Origin of the sequence: Azospirillum lipoferum, assembly GCF_024170005.1 — a bacterium.
Lineage (GTDB): Bacteria > Pseudomonadota > Alphaproteobacteria > Azospirillales > Azospirillaceae > Azospirillum > Azospirillum lipoferum.
The window spans coordinates 72,825-89,083 of record NZ_JALJXJ010000010.1 but is presented as its reverse complement, the minus strand read 5'-3'; the positions used below and the strand labels follow the sequence as shown (position 1 = coordinate 89,083).

Sequence of the window (16,259 nt, the reverse complement as noted above, 5' to 3'; positions counted from 1 at the left end):
TCTGCGGTGTTAGATCATGACGAGGACTCAAGATATAAAGAACTCCTCAGTTTTTGGATTCGCTTATGCCCTCGAACGCGCCGATGCATCTAACCCCCCGGAAAAGGCCGCGTCAGGCGCGTGCCGCGGCGACGGTAGACGCCATTTTCGAGGCGACCATTCAGGTTTTGGTGGCCGATGGTCCCGACCGGCTGACGACAACGCGGGTGGCGGAGCGCGCCGGCGTCTCGGTCGGCACGATGTACCAGTATTTTCCGCATAAGCAGGCTCTGTTCTATGCCGTAAACGAACGGTACCTGTCAGCCCTCGCCGAGAGGGTGGAAGGCGCGGCCCGAGCGCAGCACGGCGCGCCTGTCAGCGAGATGGTCAAGGCGATCGTCACCACCTACTGGACCGTGAAGACGGAGCGGCCCGAGGTAACCCGCGCGCTCTATCGCTCGGTCGTCGAACTTGACAATGAGTCGTTGATCGAAGCGTTCGCGCAACGCGTCGACACGGCGACGGCGGCGATGTTGGCCACGGCTCCGGACGCGGCTTTCGCCGACCTTCGGACCGTAAATCTCACGCTGCTGACGACGATATTCGGCGCGGTTCGCAGCGTCTTTGAGCGTGATCTTCCACCTCTCGAAGCTCACGCCGTTCAACACCAATTGATCCTGATGTGCGTGGCCTACTTGGCGGCGGTGAAATCCGCACCGAGGAAGGCATCGTGACGTTAGAGCCTGCCCTGATGGACAGCGCCATCTTCAGCGATTGACGCCTGCCGTCGGCGTCCCATGGTCCCTTCGAAGCCCGCCGTCATCATTCCCGAGGCGTGGGCTACGCTGCACGGAAGCGGTCGACGGCGTCCTTCAGCAGGATCTCGAGCGTTCGCGCCTGATCCGTGACGTCGCCCGAGACGTCGCGGACACGAAGCGCTGCCGTCCCGGTCTGGCCTGCGACGGCCGACACCTCGGCGATGCTGGTCGAGAGCGACTGGGTGCCGTTGGCTGCGTGATCGACGTTGCGTACGATCTCCCGCGTCGCGGCCGTCTGTTCCTCCACCGCCGCCGCGACGCCGGCGGCGATCTGGTAGATCGCGTCGATGGTTTCGCCGATATGACGGATCGCCTCGGAGGCGGTGTTGCTGACCGCCTGCATCGCGGCGATCCTCCGGGTGATCTGTTCGGTCGCCCGGCCCGTCTGGACCGCAAGACTCTTCACTTCCGAGGCGACCACGGCGAAACCCTTGCCGGCTTCCCCGGCCCGCGCCGCTTCGATCGTCGCGTTCAGGGCAAGAAGGTTGGTCTGCCCGGCGATCTCGGTGATCAGGTCGACGACCTTGCCGATCTCCATCGCGGCGTCTTCCATTTCGTGCATCGTCGCATCCGTCGCCTTCGCTTCGGAGACGGCCTGGGTCGACAGTCGGCGGGACCGATCGACCTGGCGCGCGATTTCGTCGATCGCCCCGGACAGTTGCTGGGCGGCCACCGCCACCTGCCGGACGTTCGCCTGGGTTTCGACGGCGGTCGCCGCCGCCCCCGATGCCTCGGCCTCGTTCCGCTCCACCGCCGCCGTCATCACGTTCGCCAACGCGTGCATTTCACCCGCCCGCCCCGACAAGGCGACGACCACCGCGTTGACGCCGTCCTCCAAAGAGGTTGCCAATGCCCCGATGGCCCGTTGCCGATCGGCTGCGCCGCGCCGCCGTTCGTCTTCTGTCCGGGCGTTGGCGGCGTCGATCTCCCGGATGTTGTCGCGGAAGACCAGCAGGGCGCGGGCCATCTCGGTGATCTCGTCGCGTCCGCTGGCTTCGACGACCGGAGACAGATCACCCCCCGCGATCGCACGCATGGCGCCGGAGAGACCGACCAGACGGCGCGTGATTCCGCGCGTGACGACGAGCCAGACCAGGAGAAGCGAAGCCAGCACGCTGGCCGTCGCCAGGCCGCCGATCCAGAGGCGGCCGCGCAGCAGAGTGTCCGCCGCCACTTCCGAAGCATGGTCGACGTCGTCTTGCGAGGCGGCCACAAGGTCCGCCGCCGCCGCCGACAACAGGGCCGAGGCGTCGAGATTGGCGGTCAGGAGGGCATGTTCCTGTTCCAGCGCGTCGAGCGATCGTTGCCGGAGCACCGGCATCGCCGACGATCCTTGCGCGAAGCCCAGCAACCGCCGCCCCAGTTCGGCCGCCGGCTTGGTCTCGGCCGCATCGCCCAGTGCCTCGAGCTGTCCGGCGAATTGCGTGGCGACCGGCTTCGAGCGTTCTGCCAATTTCCCCAGGCTCTGCGCATCCGGCGCGTTGGCAGCCTCGACGATCAGGCCGACCAGCAGATTGCCGGTGGTCTCCAGTTCCAGCAGTTTGCGGAAGCCGCCGACCGACGTATCGGGCGTTCCGGTCTCGAGGCTTGAGGCAGTCTTGTCGATCAGCGGCGTCAATGCCTTGAGCAGCGCGTCCTGGGTGGTGCGGACGGTGCTGACCGCACGGACCTGATCGTCCAGAAGATCCATGCGCGACATGACCGACGTGTGGAGGGCGTCCAGGTTGGCGGTGATCCGATCGACCTGACTCCGCAGCGCGGCCAGCGGTTTCGGTGCCGTACCGGCCTTCTCGACCGCCGCGAGCAGCCGGGAAAGCCGGGTACCATGGTCGTCGATGCTTTCCATGATCCTCTGGCGTTCGGCGGACTGGGCGGCATTGGCGAGCAGCGGCGCCAACGCCACCATCCGACTTCCTTCCACGGCAAGCCGGTTGGCCGTCGAAAGAACCGGGATGCTGCGTCCGGTGATCGCCGCCAGGGATCGGCTCAGGGAATCGAAAGACATCCAGGCGACCAGTCCGCTGATCAAAGTCATCAGCGCCACCGCCCCGAAACTCAGGAACAGCCTGCGGCGGATGCCGAATCCGCGACGCTCCTTGGTGCTCTTGCGGCGGCCTCCGCCCATGATCCTCTCCTTTGGCATGCTGTTTTTCCGGGGGTCTCACGCGGCGGCCGGCAAGTGCTTCCAGATGGCGATCCGTCGCCGGACTCAGTAAAGGCCGGCCGTTCCGCCGCCATCCACGGCGATCGCGGTACCCTGGATATGGCGGGCACGGTCGTCGGCCAGAAACAGGGCAAGCTCCGCCACGTCTTCCGGCCGGCCGAGCCGGCGGATGCCTTCCCTGGCGATCTGATCGCGGCGCGCCTGATCGGCGGTGATCCCGGTCGCCGCGGCGCGCTGTTCGAACAGGGCCTGGATCCGCTCCGTCTCCGTCAGACCGGGAAGAATGGCGTTGACGTTCACGCCTTCGCGCTTGCCGAGCCCCGACAGGCCTTTCGTGAAGTTCGCCATTGCCGCATTGACCGAGCCGCCGACCAGGAACTCGGGGTCGGGGGTCCGTGCCGCCCCGCCGATGATGTTGACCACGAAGCCCTCGGCGGTTCGCAGCATCGGCCAGAACAGGCGGCACAGCCGCACGCAGGAGAAGAACTTCAAAGCGAACCCGTCGTCCCACTCCTCGTCGGGCTGGGTGAGGAAGGCTCCGGCCCGCGTGGCTCCGGCCGAATTCACCAGCACGTCGCATCGGCCGAACCGCTCCGCGACGACGTCGTGGACGGTCCGGCAGCCGGCGATGGTCCGCAGATCCGCCGCGACGGCGACCGGCGGCGGCGCGGCGGTCTCCTGCGCGATGCGGCTCACCGCGGCGGCAAGGTTGCTTTCGGACGATGCGGCCAGGATGGTCTGCGCGCCCGTGTGCGCGAAGGATTTGGCGATGGCAAAGCCGATCCCCCGGCTCGCACCGCTGACGACGACGATCCTGGGTTCGGTTTTCTCGCTCATGCTCGCCTCGCTGCGCTGGTGGGGATGGGAGAAGTATGGGATGCGGCGATGGTTCCGTCCGCCATCCTCCCTCCATTTCCCTGGCGCCCTCTCCCTGACGACGCCCTCAGTTCGTCCGCACCGGACGTCCGGTCGCCGCCGCCTGCTTCACCGCTTCGATGACTTTCAGCGTTTCCAGCCCCTCGCGCCCCGACACGACCGGCTTGGCCGTGCCGCGCACCACTTCGCACAGGTTTCTCACCTGCAAGCCCAGCGGGTCCCTGTATTCGACCGGCAGCCGTTCTCTGACGATCGGCTCCCACCAGCTCGGCTTGGTCGGATTGTGCCAGAGATCGAGATAGGGGACGGTCAGCGAGCCCAGGGTCCCGCCGATCATGTAGCAGGTCTCCTGTGTGTGCGTGTAGGCCGGGTTCTCGCCGGCGGTGAACTCCCAGCTCCAGGGCGCCACGATCTTGTCGGACACGTTCACGGTGCCCAGCACGCCGCTGGCGAAGCGCAGCAGGACGACCGCCGTCTCCTCCACCGCATTGCCGCGCAGGGCGTTGCTTTCCATGGCCTGCACCTCGGCCACCTCGCCGCACAGATAGCGCAGCAGGTCGACATCATGGATCAGGTTCAGGAACACCGGTCCCGCACCCTTCTCCCGTCGCCACGGGAGATCGAAATAATCGTCCGGTTTGTAGAACCAGCAACTGCCATGGACGGAGACGAGCTGGCCCAGCCGGCCCGAGGCGATCACCGCCTTCGCTTGCCGGATCATGGGATTGTGCCGGCGGTGGTGCCCGGTCATCAGAGCCACACCGGCCTTCTCCGCCGCCTCGACCAGAGTGGTCGCGGCCGCCACGTTATCCGCCAGCGGTTTCTCCACCAGGGCAGGCACGCCGGCCGCGACGGCTTCGAGCCCGTTGGCGACATGCATCTGGTTCGGCGTGGAGATGATGACACCGTCCGGCCGCTCCCGCCGGATCATGGTGGCGAAATCCGGGTACCAGCCCGTGCCTTTTTCCGCCGCCAGCGCCTTGCCGACGTCCGATGGATCGACGATCGCCATCAGCTCGGCGCAGTCCTCGTTCAACACATGATCGACGTGCCGCCTGCCGATCAGGCCCGCCCCAAGGACGGCCAGCCTGACCGGGGTGTCGTTGCTCTGCGCCATCCCGATTCACCTTCTCTTCGACAAGTTCGCTACGCTTCTCGTCACGCCTTGCCGGGATAGTCGGTCGCCGCGTACTCGATCCCTTTGACGCAGGCGACCAGGGTGCTGTTGACCGGCGTGGGCACGCCGCAGCGGGCTCCCCAACGCACGACGGAGCCGTGGATGAAATCCACTTCCGTCGCCTCTCCCTTGGACAGGCTTTGAAGCATGGAGGTCTTGAATTCCGGCGGCAGACCGGCGGAGGCCTTGTCCCAGGCGTCCCTCGGGTCGGTGATGGACAACTGCACGCCGCCCGCCCGGGCCACGGCCATCGCCTCGGCGATCGCGGCCAGTGCGCACTCCTCCAGAACCGGCAGGCTGTACAGCCCGCCATAGGTCAGCCGCGTGATGGCGGTCAGCGCTCCGCCCGCCACGTTGATCAGCAGCTTGTCCCACATGGTGCCCATGATGTTCGGGCTGACGATCGTCAGCAGCCCGGCGGCGTTCATGGCCGCGGCGATCCGCTCCACGCGTTCCGAGCTGCCGCCGTCCAGTTCGCCGATCACCGTCTCCTTGCCGGCCACGCCGCTGCGGACATGGCCCGGCCCGAGGAATACCCCGCCGACGTAGGTCTTGCCGGCAAGAACCCGCCCGCGCCCGACCACGCCGGCGATGATGTCCTCATGCCCAAGCCCGTTCTGCAGCGACATGACGAGCGTCTCCGGACCGATTGCCGGTGCCGCGGCGACGACCGCCGCCTCGGTGTGGAAGGACTTCACCAGCACGATGACGAGATCGACCGGCGTCAACCCTTCGGCGCTCGTCCGGGCGCCGACGGCGACTGTGCGCTCCCTGTCGCCTTCCAGAATGCGCAGCCCGGACCGGTTGATTGCGTCCACATGCGCGCCATGGCTGTCGATCAGGCAGACGTCGCAGCCACCCGCTGCCAGGGTCCCGCCAATCGTCGAACCCAGCGCACCCGCGCCGACGATGCAAACCTTCATCGTTTCCTCTCCAATTCCGGCTGAGCCGTTGCCGACTGTGACGTGGGGATCAAGTTACTTGGCGAACGCTCTTCCCGACCATGAGCACCCGGCAATGAACGCTATTGAAGAATGCAATGGAGAGATTATCCCATTGTCGGCTCTGCCACTGCTTCAGTATTTTAGTTTTGATACTTGGCGCAGTTCCTCCGGAGTGCTGTCTCCGAAGCCGAAGAATTCGAGATAGGCGGGAATCATTTCGAACAGCATGTCCGTGCCGACTTGAACGCTACAGCCTTTCGCTCTGGCCGCCCGCAGGAAAGGCGTGAATTCCTCTTTCATGACAACCTCGCCGACGAAGGCGGTCGGGGCGATCCGCTCCACATCGACCGGCAAGGGATCGCCATCATTCATACCGAGCGGGGTCGCGTTCACGACCAGATCGTAGCCGTCCGGATCCTTGGATCCCGTGCGGATCTCCAGCGCCGGGTAATGCTGCCGGAGGCGGTTCCCCAGCGCCTCCGCGGAAGCGGCCGAAGCATCGAACAGGCCGATGGCGGACACGTCCGCCGCCGCCAGGGATGCGGCGATGGCGGATCCGACCCCACCCGATCCCACGACCAGAGCGCGCGCCCCGGCAAGGCGCTTGCCCTTGCGCTCGACGCCGCGCACGAAGCCGGCACCATCGAACATGTCGCCCAGCAGCGAGCCGTCCGGGCGGCGCAGGATGGCGTTGCAGGCACCGGCGATCCTGCCCGTGGTCGTCACCTCGTCCACCAGACCGGCCGTCGTGACCTTGTGCGGCATGGTGACCAGCGCACCATGCACGTTCGTGGTGCGGAACAGCGAGCGGATCAGGTCCGGATAGAAGGGTGTTTCGACGCCGATCGGGACGACCGCCGCGTCGATCCCCTTTGCCTCGAACCAGGGATTGTAGATCATTGGGGCTTTGAACCCGAAGGTCGGGTAGCCCAGATGGGCGATGATCGTGGTGCGGCCGGTGATCATGCCCGCCCACCCGCCGTCATGCGGCTTCGAGAGTCCTTGCCCGTCATTGATGCGTCCATGGTCATGGGTGTGGATGAAGGCCGCGGTGGGCGGGGCCTTCGCCAATCAGTCGAGGTAGCGTGCCGGCCAGCGGTCCTCGCGGAGCTGGGCCTGGACGGCCATGCGGACCGGCGCGTTGACGGCACCGAACTGGCGGTATCCGCCGCGCCGCTCCACCACCTCGAAGAAGAAGCGGTCCTCAAAGCTGTCGGTGTAGGCGTGCAGGAACTCGCCGCCCGTGTCCCCCTGGCCGTCGCGATCGTACAGCAGCTCGCGCTGCTTCAGGGCCGCCAGGGTGTCGTCATCCAGCGGATGCTTGACTGCGAGGTCATCGTAATAGTTGGCGGGAATCGCCAGGAAGGGCGCACCGGCCGCCAGCCGCTCCTCCAGCAGCCGTTCGGCGTCGGTGGTGGCGAAGGCGACATGATGGACGCCCGCCCCGGCGGTGGCGCTGACGAAGCGCCCGGTCGCCGTGCGCCGGCTCTCCGAGATGTTCAGCGGCAGCCGCACCCCCGTGGTCGCCTGCGCGTTCGGGCTGACCAGTGCCCGGCTGCGGATCAGCCCGTAGGGGTCGGGCAATTCCCACAGCGTGTCCGGCAGGAAGCCGAAGACGCTTCGGTAGAACAGCACGAAGCTGTCCATCCGCCCGAAGGGCAGCGCCTGCGCCACATGGTCGATGCCGGTGAAGCTTTCGGCGACGGTCCCACCGTCCTCCGGCAACAGGTGGAAGTCGTCCTCCCAGATGCTGGAGCCGGCCGCGCCGTCTTCCACCAGATAGATCAGGGTGCCGTCGGGCGCGCGCAGGGCCGGGATGCGGCGCTCGCCCTCCCCCACCCGCTCGCGCCAGGACAGGCAGCGCAGCGCCTCGGCTCTCTCCATCGCACGCTGGGCATCGTCGACCCGGAAGGCCATGGCGCAGACCGAGGCGCCATGCATCTGGAAATGTTCCGATGCCGCCGAATCCTGCTCGCTGTTCAGCACGAGGTTGACGCCACCCTGACGGTAGAGATCCACCGCCTTCGAACGGTGCCGGCCGGCGTGGCGGAAACCCAGCGTGCCGAGCAATGCGGCCAGCTTGTCATGTTCCGCGGCATCCACCGCGAATTCCAGGAATTCGACGCCGTGGCAGACCGGCGGTTCGGGCAGGCCGGGACCGTAGCCGGCTTCCGCCTCGGCATGGATCAGGGAGCGCAACCCGTCCAGCGCGGTCAGCCGGGCCGGAGCGGCGCGGAATTCGTCGTTGAAGATCTCCAGCGACAGCGGACCGCTGTAACCCGAATCCAGCACCGCCTTCAGGAAAGGGATGACGGAAAGCTGGCCCTGGCCGGGGAAATTGCGGAAATGGCGGCTCCAGGACAGCACGTCCATCGACAGCTTCGGCGCATCGGCAAGCTGGACGAAGAAGATCCTCTCGCCCGGAAGCTCGGCCAAGCCGGCGAAATCGTCCTCCAGCGACAGGGTGTGGAAGCTGTCCACGATCAGCCCCAGGGCCGGATGGTCGGCGCGCTGGACGATGTCCCAGGCCTGACGCCAACGGTTGACGTGGCGGCCCCAGGCCAGCGCCTCGTAGCCGACACGCAAGCCGCGGCGGTGCGCCCGCTCGGCCATCTCGGCGAGGTCGGCGGCGGCGCGAAGCGGGTCGTCCATGGCGGCCGGATGAATGTTGGAACAGACCAGGACGAGGTCGGTGCCAAGTTCCTGCATGACGTCGAACTTGCGCTCCGCGCGGTCCATGTTGCGGGCGCGGATCGGGTCGGGCATCGCCTCGAAATCGCGGAAGGGCTGGAAGATGGTGATGGCGAGCCCGAGCCCCTCGGCGATGCGGCGGACGTCGGCGGGGGAACCGTCGAAGGTCAGCAGATCGCTCTCGAAGATCTCGACGCCGTCGAAGCCGATCGCCGTCGCCGCCTCCAGCTTCTCCGGAAGCGTGCCGCTCAGCGAAACCGTGGCGATCGATTTCAGGAAAGGACGGGAGGGTTGCCGCATCGGAAACTCCTGGCAACGGACCATGGCCCGGGCCGCGGGTAAGATGGGGAGAGGAAGGAAAATCCCTGCTTCGGCCTGCCGGAACCGATCCGTTCGACATGCGGTCGGGTCGGTCACGGCGGCGGGCTTGCAGTTTTCGGCGGGGAGAGAGGGAGGATGTCCCCAAGCACACCGTCGGCCGAAGCAGGAAAACTTCTGTAGGCTTGAAAAGGATAGGGCTGCTGCGATCGAAGGGCGGTGAACCGGACGCAGACCGCGTCAGCGCTCCAGTCTGGCCTTTTCGTCGATCAGCCAGGCGACGCGCCGCAGCGCCAGCGTGTAACCCTGGGTGCCGAAGCCGGCCATCACTCCGTCGGCCCGTGCCGAGATGAAGGAGTGATGGCGGAATTCCTCGCGCTTGTGGACGTTCGAGATGTGGACTTCGATCACCGGCGGCTCGAAGGTGTTCAGCGCATCGAGAATCGCGACCGAGGTGTGGGTGAAGGCGGCCGGATTGATCACGATGCCGCCGGCGGTCTCCCTGGCCTCGTGGATCCAGTCGATGATCTCATATTCGCGGTTGCTCTGGTGGAAGCGGAGATCCAGGCCCAGTTCCGCCGCGAGCGCCCGGCATTCGGCCTCCACGTCGGCCAGGGTGACATGGCCGTAGATGTGAGGCTGGCGCTTGCCCAGCAGATTCAGGTTCGGGCCGTTCAGGACATAGACAAGGCGGCTCATGGTATCCTCTCGAATTCGGGATCGTGTCCGGTTCAATGATGAGCGAGGATCTCGCCGAGGAAGCTGCGGGCACGCGGATGCCGGGGGCTGCGGAAGAAGGTCTCGGGATCGGCCTGCTCCAGGATCTCGCCCTCGGCCATGAAGATCACCCGGTCGGCAACCTGGCGGGCGAAGCCCATCTCATGGGTGACGCAGACCATCGTCATACCGTCGCGGGCCAGCCCGACCATGGTGTCCAGCACCTCCTTGACCATCTCGGGATCCAGCGCCGAGGTCGGCTCGTCGAACAGCATGACCTTCGGCTCCATGCACAGCGCGCGGGCGATGGCGACGCGCTGCTGCTGCCCACCGGACAGTTGGGCCGGGTATTTGTGGGCATGCTCGGCGATGCGCACCCGTTCCAGATAGCGCCTGGCCGTCGCTTCCGCCTGGGCGGCGGCGATGCCGCGCACCCGCATCGGCGCCAGCGTGCAGTTCTGCAGCACGGTCATGTGCGGGAACAGGTTGAAGCTCTGAAAAACCATGCCGACCTCGCTGCGCACCGCGTCGACGCTGCGGCTGCTGTCGTCGAGGCGGGTGCCGTCCACGGTGATGCTGCCGCTCTTGATCGTCTCGAGCTGGTTGATGCAGCGGATCAGCGTGCTCTTGCCCGAGCCTGACGGACCGCACAGCACGATCTTCTCGCCACGGCCGACGGACAGGTTCACGTCCCGCAGGGCGTGGTAGGTGCCGTACCATTTGTTCACGGCCTCCATCACGATGAGGGGATCGCCGGCGGGGGCAGCGGGGACGGTCGGGCGCATCACGCTTGTGTCCTGCATGGGGTGTCCTGCACGGGGGGAGACCTCTGCTCTTCAAGGATCGGGGAGGCGGCCGGCACCGGGTCCCGAAGGTCCGGTACCGGCCGGCCAGGCTCAGCCGACGGTGAAGGGAACGCCTTCCATCGAGGTCGGGAACTCCGGCGGCGCGAAGCCCATCCATTTCTGGTAGATCTTCGCCAGCTCGCCGTTCGCCTTGATCTTGTCGATGAAGGCATTCACCGCCTCGTTCCACTCCTTCTGGCCGAGGCGGGTGCCGGCGCCGTTGTACTGGCGCAGGAAATCCAGTTTGCGTTCGTAGGTGTCGGGCTGCGCCTTGTTGAGGCGGATCGGGTAGAACTGGTTGGCGCCGACTGCCTGGACCTGGCCGGACAGCATCGCCTGGATCGTTGCCGCATCGTCGTCGAAGCGGCGGATGACGGTGCCTTCCGGCGCCGCCTTGGTGACGGCGGTGTCCTGGGCGCTCGATCGCGCCACGCCGATGACGAAAGACTTCATGTCGGCCGCCGTCTTGATCACCGTCGTCTTCGGCGCCACCAGCACCACGTCGTTGGCGGCGTAGGGCTTGGAGAACTGTATTGCCTTGGCGCGATCCGGGTACATGCCCATGGTGGCGAACAGGATGTCGACGCGCCCGGTCACCAGCGCCGGGATGCGGTTGGCGACCGCCGTCGGCACGAATTCGACCGGAACGCCCAGTTCCTGGCCGAACAGCTTGGCGACGTCGGCATCGAAGCCTTCCTGCACGCCCTGCGAATTGACGAAGCCCCAGGGGGCGTTGTCGCCCTGGATACCGACGATCAGCTTGCCCTTGCTCTTGATCTCGGACACCGTCTGGGCGGCGGCCATGCGGGCGTTCACTGAAAGGATGGCCGGAGCGGCCAGCACGGCGAGGCCGGTAGCGAGAAAGCCGCGGCGGGTGGGGCGACGGATCGGTGTATCGGTCATGATGGCGTTTCCTTTGTTTCTTGAGGGATGTTTCTTGAGAGACGGCCCCGGTCTTCACGTCCGCAAATCTTCACGTCCGCACTGCCCCGACCTGCGGGGAAGGCGTCAGCGTGCGGTGCGTGAAATCCTGTTTTCGATGTGCATGCCGTAGAGCGACAGCGGCCAGCAGAGCGCGAAATAGATCGCGCCCACGACCGTGAAGACGAACAGCGGCGCATAGGTCTGGTTGGAGACGATCTGACCGGCGCGGGCCAGTTCGATGAAGCCGACGATGGCGGCCAGCGAGGTGCCCTTGATCAGTTGCACCAGGAAGCCGACGGTGGCAGGCAGCGCGATGCGCAGCGCCTGGGGCAGGATCACGTCGCGCATCTGGGGGACGTAATGCAGGCCAAGCGCCCTGGCCGCCTCGAACTGGCCCTTGGGCAGCGCCTCGATCGCCCCGCGCCAGATCTCGCCGAGAAAGGCGCTGGCATGCAGCGTGAAGGCAATGGCGACCGCCAGCCAGGCCGGCAGGGTCAGGCCAATCAGCCCGAGCCCATAATAGATCACGAAAAGCTGCATCAGCAGCGGCGTGCCCTGGAAGACGGCGATGTAGCCGGCCATGGCCCGCCGCAAGCCCCACGAGGTCGAGGTGCGGGCCAATGCCACGCCCAGTCCGCCGATCCCGCCACCGATGAAGGCGATCGCCGCCAGCAGCACCGTCCATTTCAGCCCCTGGATCAGGAAGCCCAGTTCGCCCAAGCCAAAAGAATTCCCCATGGCGACGGCTCCTAGCGGGTCGGATAGAGGAAATAGCGGCGCGAGAAGACCGAGAAGCCGGTCATCAACAGCCAGGAGATCGCCAGATACATCAGCGTGATGGTGAAATAGACCTCGAAACTGCGGAAGGTCTCGGATTCGATCCGCTGGGCGACCGAGGTCAGTTCATAGGCGGCAATGGCGGAGCAGATGCTCGACGTCAGGGTCAGCATGATGAACTGGCCGGTCAGCGACGGGTAGATGGCGCGCAACGCCGGCTTCAGCACGATCATGCGGAAGACCTGTCCCTTGTGCAGGCCGAGCGCGAGGCCGGCCTCCACTTGACCCTTGTCAATGCTCTGCACGCCACCGCGGATGATCTCGATGGCGTAGGCGCCGCCATTGACGCCAAGGGCGATGATCGCGGTGACGGTCGGGTTCAGGACCAGCCCGATGTTCGGCAGGGCGAAGAACAGGAAGAAGATCTGCACCAGGAAGGGCGTGTTGCGGATCAGCTCGACGAAGACGATGACGAGCGAGCGCAATGGCCGGTGCTTCGAGCCGCGCAGCACCACCCCGCCGATGCCGATGACCAGCGCCAGCGCCATCCCGGCGAGCGCCAGTCCGATCGTGCCGGCACAGCCCCACAGCAGCGCCGGCAGAGCGTCGAGGACGACGCTGAAATCAAGTGTGTAGCCCAAGGGCATTTCCTCCTGCGGCCATTGCCGGCCTTATCGTTCTGCAAGCCGGCTCGGCGCCGGCCCCGTCAGACCAAGGGGATGGTGAGCCGTTCGATGACCGGACGCGTGTCCGGGCGGATGCCGCGCCACCAGGCGAAGGCCTCGGCCGCCTGCTCGACCAGCATGCCGACTCCGTCGGCGAGGCGCCGCACGCCCACCCCCTGCGCCAGACGCAGGAACGGGGTCAGGCCCTTGCCGTAGACCAGCTCGTAGGCGAGGCCGTCGGCGGCGAAGGCCGCCGTGTCCACCGGCGGCAACTCGCCGCGCAGGCTGGCGGACGTCGCGTTCAGCACGACGTCGAAACGGCCGGACCGTCCGCCGGTCAGGGCGGCATAGTCGGTTCCGGAAAGCCGGCCGTGGCCCGAAAACTGGCTTTCCAGTGCCTGGGCCTTGGACAGGGTCCGGTTGGCGATCACCAGTTCGGCCGGCTTCTGTTCCAGGATGGGCAGGATGGCGCCGCGCGCGGCCCCGCCGGCTCCCAGCAGCAGCACCCGCTTTCCGGCGAGGGGGGAGTCGAGGTTGCGCTGGATGTCGTTCACCAGCCCGACGCCGTCGAAATTGTCGGCGATCACCCGTCCACCCTCAGGGCCGCCCTCAGGGCCATCCTCGAATTTCATCGCGTTGACCGCACCGGCCAGCCTGGCCCGCTCCCGCAGGTCGGTGGCGTAGGCGAAGGCATCCAGCTTGAAGGGGGCGGTGATGTTCAGCCCCCGCCCGCCGCCGGCCCTGAACGCATCGACGGCGGCGGCAAAACCGCCCAGCGGCCCCTCGATCGCGGTGTAGGTGATGTCCTGCCCGGTTTCCCCGGCGAAGCTCATGTGGATCAACGGGGACTTGGTGTGGCCGATCGGATTCCCGATCACGGCATACTGGTCGGTCATGAAGCGGTTCCTTTCGCTCAGGCCATGGCCGCGCGTTCCACCGCCGGTTCGGCATGGAGCACGCCGTCGCGCTCCATCGCCGCGATCTCCGCCGCCGAGTAGCCGAGGCCGGCGGCGATGTCCCGGTTGTGCTGTCCCATCAGCGGCGCCACGCTGCGCGGTGTCGTGTCGCAGTCGGAGAAGCGGAACGGCAGGTTCGGCATGCGGATGCGGCCCAGCACCGGATGATCCTGCTCCACCACCATGCCGCGGGCCTGGATCTGCGGGTCGGCCAGCACCTGGTCGATGGTCTGCACCGGAGCGCAGGGCACCTCGGCGGCATCGAGCGCCGCGATGCAGGCCTTGACCGAAGGCTGTGCCAGCGTCCATTCCTCCACCAGGGCGAGCGCCGCCTTGCGGTTCGCGTTGCGGCTCGCCGGGTCGAGGAAGCGCGCGTCGGCAGCCAGGGCGTCGCCGCCGATCAGTCTGGCCAGCCGCTTCCAGGCATCGTCCACCTGTGCTGCGATCACCAGATGGCCGTCGCGGCTGGAGAAGACGCCGTAGACCGTGGATTCCGGCTGGTCCCGGCCAGTCTGCACCGGGATTTCCACGCCGCCGCTCAGCGTGTAGCGTTGCACCGCATAATCGTGCATCGACACCATGCAATCATACAGCGCCATGTCGATGTGCTGGCCCTTGCCGGACGTCGCCCGGCCGACCAGCGCGGCGCAGATCGCCGCAACGCCGTGGATTCCGGTGTACATGTCGGCCAGCGGCATGCGGAAAAGCGGCGGAGCCTCGCCCGGCATGCCGAGCTGCGCCATCGCCCCGCTCTTCGCCTCGGCGATCAGACCGAAGCCCGGCCGCGCCGAATCCGGTCCGGTGTGTCCGTAGGCGGAAACCGAACAATAGACCAGCCGGGGATTGATCCGCGACAGTTCCTCATAACCCAGCCCCAGCTTGGCCAGCGCACCCGGCCGGTAATTCTCGACGAAGACATCGGCGGTTTCGACCAGCTTGTGCAGCAGTTCCAGGCCGCGCGGATCCTTCAGGTTCACGCAGAGGCCCTGCTTGCCCATGTTCTGCTGGAGGAAATAGCCGCTCTGCCCGTCGATGAAATAGGGGTGGGCACGGCCGGCATCGCCCGCGGTCGGGCGTTCCACCTTGATCACCTCGGCGCCCAGTGCCGCCAGACAGCGGGACGAGAAGGGACCGGCCAGGAAATGGCTGTAGTCGATGACGCGGATGCCCTCAAGAGGAAGAGGCCGGCGGGGAAGAGGCTGGGTCGCCATCAGGGAACTCCGATAAATCAGGCGTTGGGCCGGCGCGGGATCATCAGTCGGTGCTCGCCGCGCTGGACCACCACGCCATCCTGGTTGATCAGCTCCGACGGCAGGACCACGATGCCCCAGCCGGGCTTCTTCGTCGTGCGCATGCTGCCGACCCGGAACTTCACATGCAGAACGTCGCCGATCTTGATCGGCCCCAGGAAATCCCAGGTCCAGCCGAGCGACATTCCCGGCAGGAACCGGTAGTCGGCCTGGGTCTTCAGCCCGTCGGCGATCGACAGGCCGAACAGGCCGTGCGCCACCCGAGTCCCGAAGGGCGTCGTTTTGGCGTATTCCTCGTCGAGATGGATCGGGGTGCGGTCGCCGGACAGGTCGGCGTAGGCGTTGATGTGCGCCTCGGTCACCGTGAAGCTGGGGCTGGTGCACTCGTCGCCCACCCGGGCGTCCTCGTAATAGCGTTCGACCGACATGATGCGAGTCTTTCCTTTGGAGTCTCTTCAGGCGCGCGGCTGGACGGCCAGCGCTTCAGCGACCGAAGCGCCGTGGGCCTGGATCAGTTCGATGGCAAGCCCGTCAGGCAGGCGCAGCCAGTTGCGGCCCTGGGGCATCTCCACCACGCCCCAGTTCCGGGCTTCCGACAGTGCGGCCTCCAGATCCTCGGTCATTACCCCGAGATGGGCGCAGCGTCCCTCCGGTCCCTCGAAAGCGGGATCGGCGATCAGCTGGATGCCGCCGATCGTCCAGAACTGGCGCGGCGCGTCCTCGGGACCGTCGATTTCGCGGACCGTCATGCCCAGCACCTCGCGGAAAAAATTGATGTGCCAGCGGATGTCCTTCACACGGATGGCGACATGCTCGACATAGGATTTCCCGGAGTAGGCCATTGCTGGTCTTCCCTTTGAAAAACGCGCCTTTTCAGCGCTTCCTGAGGATGGCGTTTCGACAGCTTCGATACGGGCGGGACTGATTGCGCAGGTGATTTGGCCCCGGCCACGTCATCGTCGTGATGTTCGAATGTTACGGGGGGTTGCGGATTGCTGTCGATGCGAACGATGCAATAGGGAGTATTGTGGATTGCAATAGCGCTTCGCCGGCCTTAGGGCCAAGCTGGACGTCGATCAGCCCGGATGGGTCGGTTCCGATCCGCGGGGATGGTCATCCATGGGACCGAATCGGTGTGCAGTATTGTGACCGTCAATA

At 66.4% G+C, this 16,259-nt stretch carries 16 protein-coding genes; 1 reads left to right on the top strand and 15 read right to left on the bottom strand.

The window, feature by feature from the left end; all coding sequences use genetic code 11:
- Positions 1–65: 65 nt before the first annotated feature.
- On the top strand, positions 66–713 hold the full coding sequence (locus J2848_RS22055; protein WP_149232676.1) for a TetR/AcrR family transcriptional regulator: 648 nt from the start codon (positions 66–68) through the stop codon (positions 711–713).
- A 106-nt stretch (positions 714–819) separates the two neighbouring features.
- On the opposite strand, the gene J2848_RS22050 is transcribed toward J2848_RS22055, so the two are convergent.
- The 15 genes from J2848_RS22050 to J2848_RS21980 form a co-directional block, all read right to left on the bottom strand.
- Positions 820–2,922, bottom strand: a complete 2,103-nt coding sequence (locus J2848_RS22050; RefSeq protein ID WP_170307106.1) for a methyl-accepting chemotaxis protein — start codon at positions 2,920–2,922, stop codon at positions 820–822.
- A gap of 84 nt (positions 2,923–3,006) precedes the next feature.
- Entirely contained in the window at positions 3,007–3,798 is a 792-nt protein-coding gene (locus J2848_RS22045; RefSeq protein WP_149232678.1) for an SDR family oxidoreductase, read from the bottom strand.
- Between the two features lie 106 nt (positions 3,799–3,904).
- On the bottom strand, positions 3,905–4,954 hold the full coding sequence (locus J2848_RS22040; protein WP_149232679.1) for a Gfo/Idh/MocA family protein: 1,050 nt from the start codon (positions 4,952–4,954) through the stop codon (positions 3,905–3,907).
- Positions 4,955–4,995: 41 nt separating this feature from the next.
- Positions 4,996–5,937, bottom strand: a complete 942-nt coding sequence (locus J2848_RS22035) for a ketopantoate reductase family protein (RefSeq protein WP_149232680.1) — start codon at positions 5,935–5,937, stop codon at positions 4,996–4,998.
- A gap of 153 nt (positions 5,938–6,090) precedes the next feature.
- Entirely contained in the window at positions 6,091–6,924 is an 834-nt protein-coding gene (locus J2848_RS22030; RefSeq protein ID WP_149232681.1) for a shikimate dehydrogenase family protein, read from the bottom strand.
- Between the two features lie 105 nt (positions 6,925–7,029).
- Positions 7,030–8,949 carry a bifunctional sugar phosphate isomerase/epimerase/4-hydroxyphenylpyruvate dioxygenase family protein gene (locus tag J2848_RS22025; protein ID WP_149232682.1) on the bottom strand — a complete coding sequence of 640 codons (1,920 nt, stop codon included), beginning with the start codon at positions 8,947–8,949 and terminating at the stop codon, positions 7,030–7,032.
- Positions 8,950–9,207: 258 nt separating this feature from the next.
- On the bottom strand, positions 9,208–9,666 hold the full coding sequence (aroQ, locus tag J2848_RS22020) for a type II 3-dehydroquinate dehydratase (protein ID WP_149232683.1): 459 nt from the start codon (positions 9,664–9,666) through the stop codon (positions 9,208–9,210).
- Positions 9,667–9,698: 32 nt separating this feature from the next.
- Complete coding sequence (locus tag J2848_RS22015; RefSeq protein WP_281288597.1) at positions 9,699–10,487, bottom strand: amino acid ABC transporter ATP-binding protein; 789 nt, start codon at positions 10,485–10,487, stop codon at positions 9,699–9,701.
- A gap of 93 nt (positions 10,488–10,580) precedes the next feature.
- Complete coding sequence (locus tag J2848_RS22010) at positions 10,581–11,432, bottom strand: transporter substrate-binding domain-containing protein (protein ID WP_149232684.1); 852 nt, start codon at positions 11,430–11,432, stop codon at positions 10,581–10,583.
- Positions 11,433–11,537: 105 nt separating this feature from the next.
- Positions 11,538–12,191: an amino acid ABC transporter permease gene (locus J2848_RS22005; protein WP_149232685.1), complete on the bottom strand. Its 654-nt coding sequence runs from the start codon at positions 12,189–12,191 to the stop codon at positions 11,538–11,540.
- Positions 12,192–12,202: 11 nt separating this feature from the next.
- Positions 12,203–12,871: an amino acid ABC transporter permease gene (locus tag J2848_RS22000; protein ID WP_149232686.1), complete on the bottom strand. Its 669-nt coding sequence runs from the start codon at positions 12,869–12,871 to the stop codon at positions 12,203–12,205.
- A 65-nt stretch (positions 12,872–12,936) separates the two neighbouring features.
- On the bottom strand, positions 12,937–13,791 hold the full coding sequence (gene aroE, locus J2848_RS21995) for a shikimate dehydrogenase (protein ID WP_149232687.1): 855 nt from the start codon (positions 13,789–13,791) through the stop codon (positions 12,937–12,939).
- Between the two features lie 17 nt (positions 13,792–13,808).
- Positions 13,809–15,062 carry a CaiB/BaiF CoA transferase family protein gene (locus J2848_RS21990; protein WP_149232688.1) on the bottom strand — a complete coding sequence of 418 codons (1,254 nt, stop codon included), beginning with the start codon at positions 15,060–15,062 and terminating at the stop codon, positions 13,809–13,811.
- Between the two features lie 17 nt (positions 15,063–15,079).
- The gene (locus tag J2848_RS21985; protein WP_149232689.1) at positions 15,080–15,529 is read right to left on the bottom strand and encodes a MaoC family dehydratase; all 450 of its coding nucleotides are present in this window, start codon (positions 15,527–15,529) and stop codon (positions 15,080–15,082) included.
- 27 nt (positions 15,530–15,556) lie between these two features.
- Positions 15,557–15,943 (bottom strand): VOC family protein, encoded by a 387-nt coding sequence (locus J2848_RS21980; RefSeq protein WP_149232690.1) that lies wholly within the window; start codon positions 15,941–15,943, stop codon positions 15,557–15,559.
- Positions 15,944–16,259: the final 316 nt, after the last annotated feature.

Bases quoted from the DNA above. Each gene is read 5' to 3' on its own strand.
- J2848_RS22045 (WP_149232678.1), bottom strand. From the start codon at position 3,798: ATGAGCGAGAAAACCGAACCCAGGATCGTCGTCGTCAGCGGTGCGAGC.
- J2848_RS22005 (WP_149232685.1), bottom strand. From the start codon at position 12,191: ATGGGGAATTCTTTTGGCTTGGGCGAACTGGGCTTCCTGATCCAGGGG.
- J2848_RS22025 (WP_149232682.1), bottom strand. From the start codon at position 8,949: ATGCGGCAACCCTCCCGTCCTTTCCTGAAATCGATCGCCACGGTTTCG.
- J2848_RS22040 (WP_149232679.1), bottom strand. From the start codon at position 4,954: ATGGCGCAGAGCAACGACACCCCGGTCAGGCTGGCCGTCCTTGGGGCG.
- J2848_RS22055 (WP_149232676.1), top strand. From the start codon at position 66: ATGCCCTCGAACGCGCCGATGCATCTAACCCCCCGGAAAAGGCCGCGT.
- J2848_RS22035 (WP_149232680.1), bottom strand. From the start codon at position 5,937: ATGAAGGTTTGCATCGTCGGCGCGGGTGCGCTGGGTTCGACGATTGGC.
- J2848_RS21990 (WP_149232688.1), bottom strand. From the start codon at position 15,062: ATGGCGACCCAGCCTCTTCCCCGCCGGCCTCTTCCTCTTGAGGGCATC.
- aroE (WP_149232687.1), bottom strand. From the start codon at position 13,791: ATGACCGACCAGTATGCCGTGATCGGGAATCCGATCGGCCACACCAAG.
- J2848_RS21980 (WP_149232690.1), bottom strand. From the start codon at position 15,943: ATGGCCTACTCCGGGAAATCCTATGTCGAGCATGTCGCCATCCGTGTG.
- aroQ (WP_149232683.1), bottom strand. From the start codon at position 9,666: ATGAGCCGCCTTGTCTATGTCCTGAACGGCCCGAACCTGAATCTGCTG.
- J2848_RS22050 (WP_170307106.1), bottom strand. From the start codon at position 2,922: ATGGGCGGAGGCCGCCGCAAGAGCACCAAGGAGCGTCGCGGATTCGGC.
- J2848_RS22030 (WP_149232681.1), bottom strand. From the start codon at position 6,924: ATGATCACCGGCCGCACCACGATCATCGCCCATCTGGGCTACCCGACC.
- J2848_RS21985 (WP_149232689.1), bottom strand. From the start codon at position 15,529: ATGTCGGTCGAACGCTATTACGAGGACGCCCGGGTGGGCGACGAGTGC.
- J2848_RS22015 (WP_281288597.1), bottom strand. From the start codon at position 10,487: ATGCAGGACACAAGCGTGATGCGCCCGACCGTCCCCGCTGCCCCCGCC.
- J2848_RS22010 (WP_149232684.1), bottom strand. From the start codon at position 11,432: ATGACCGATACACCGATCCGTCGCCCCACCCGCCGCGGCTTTCTCGCT.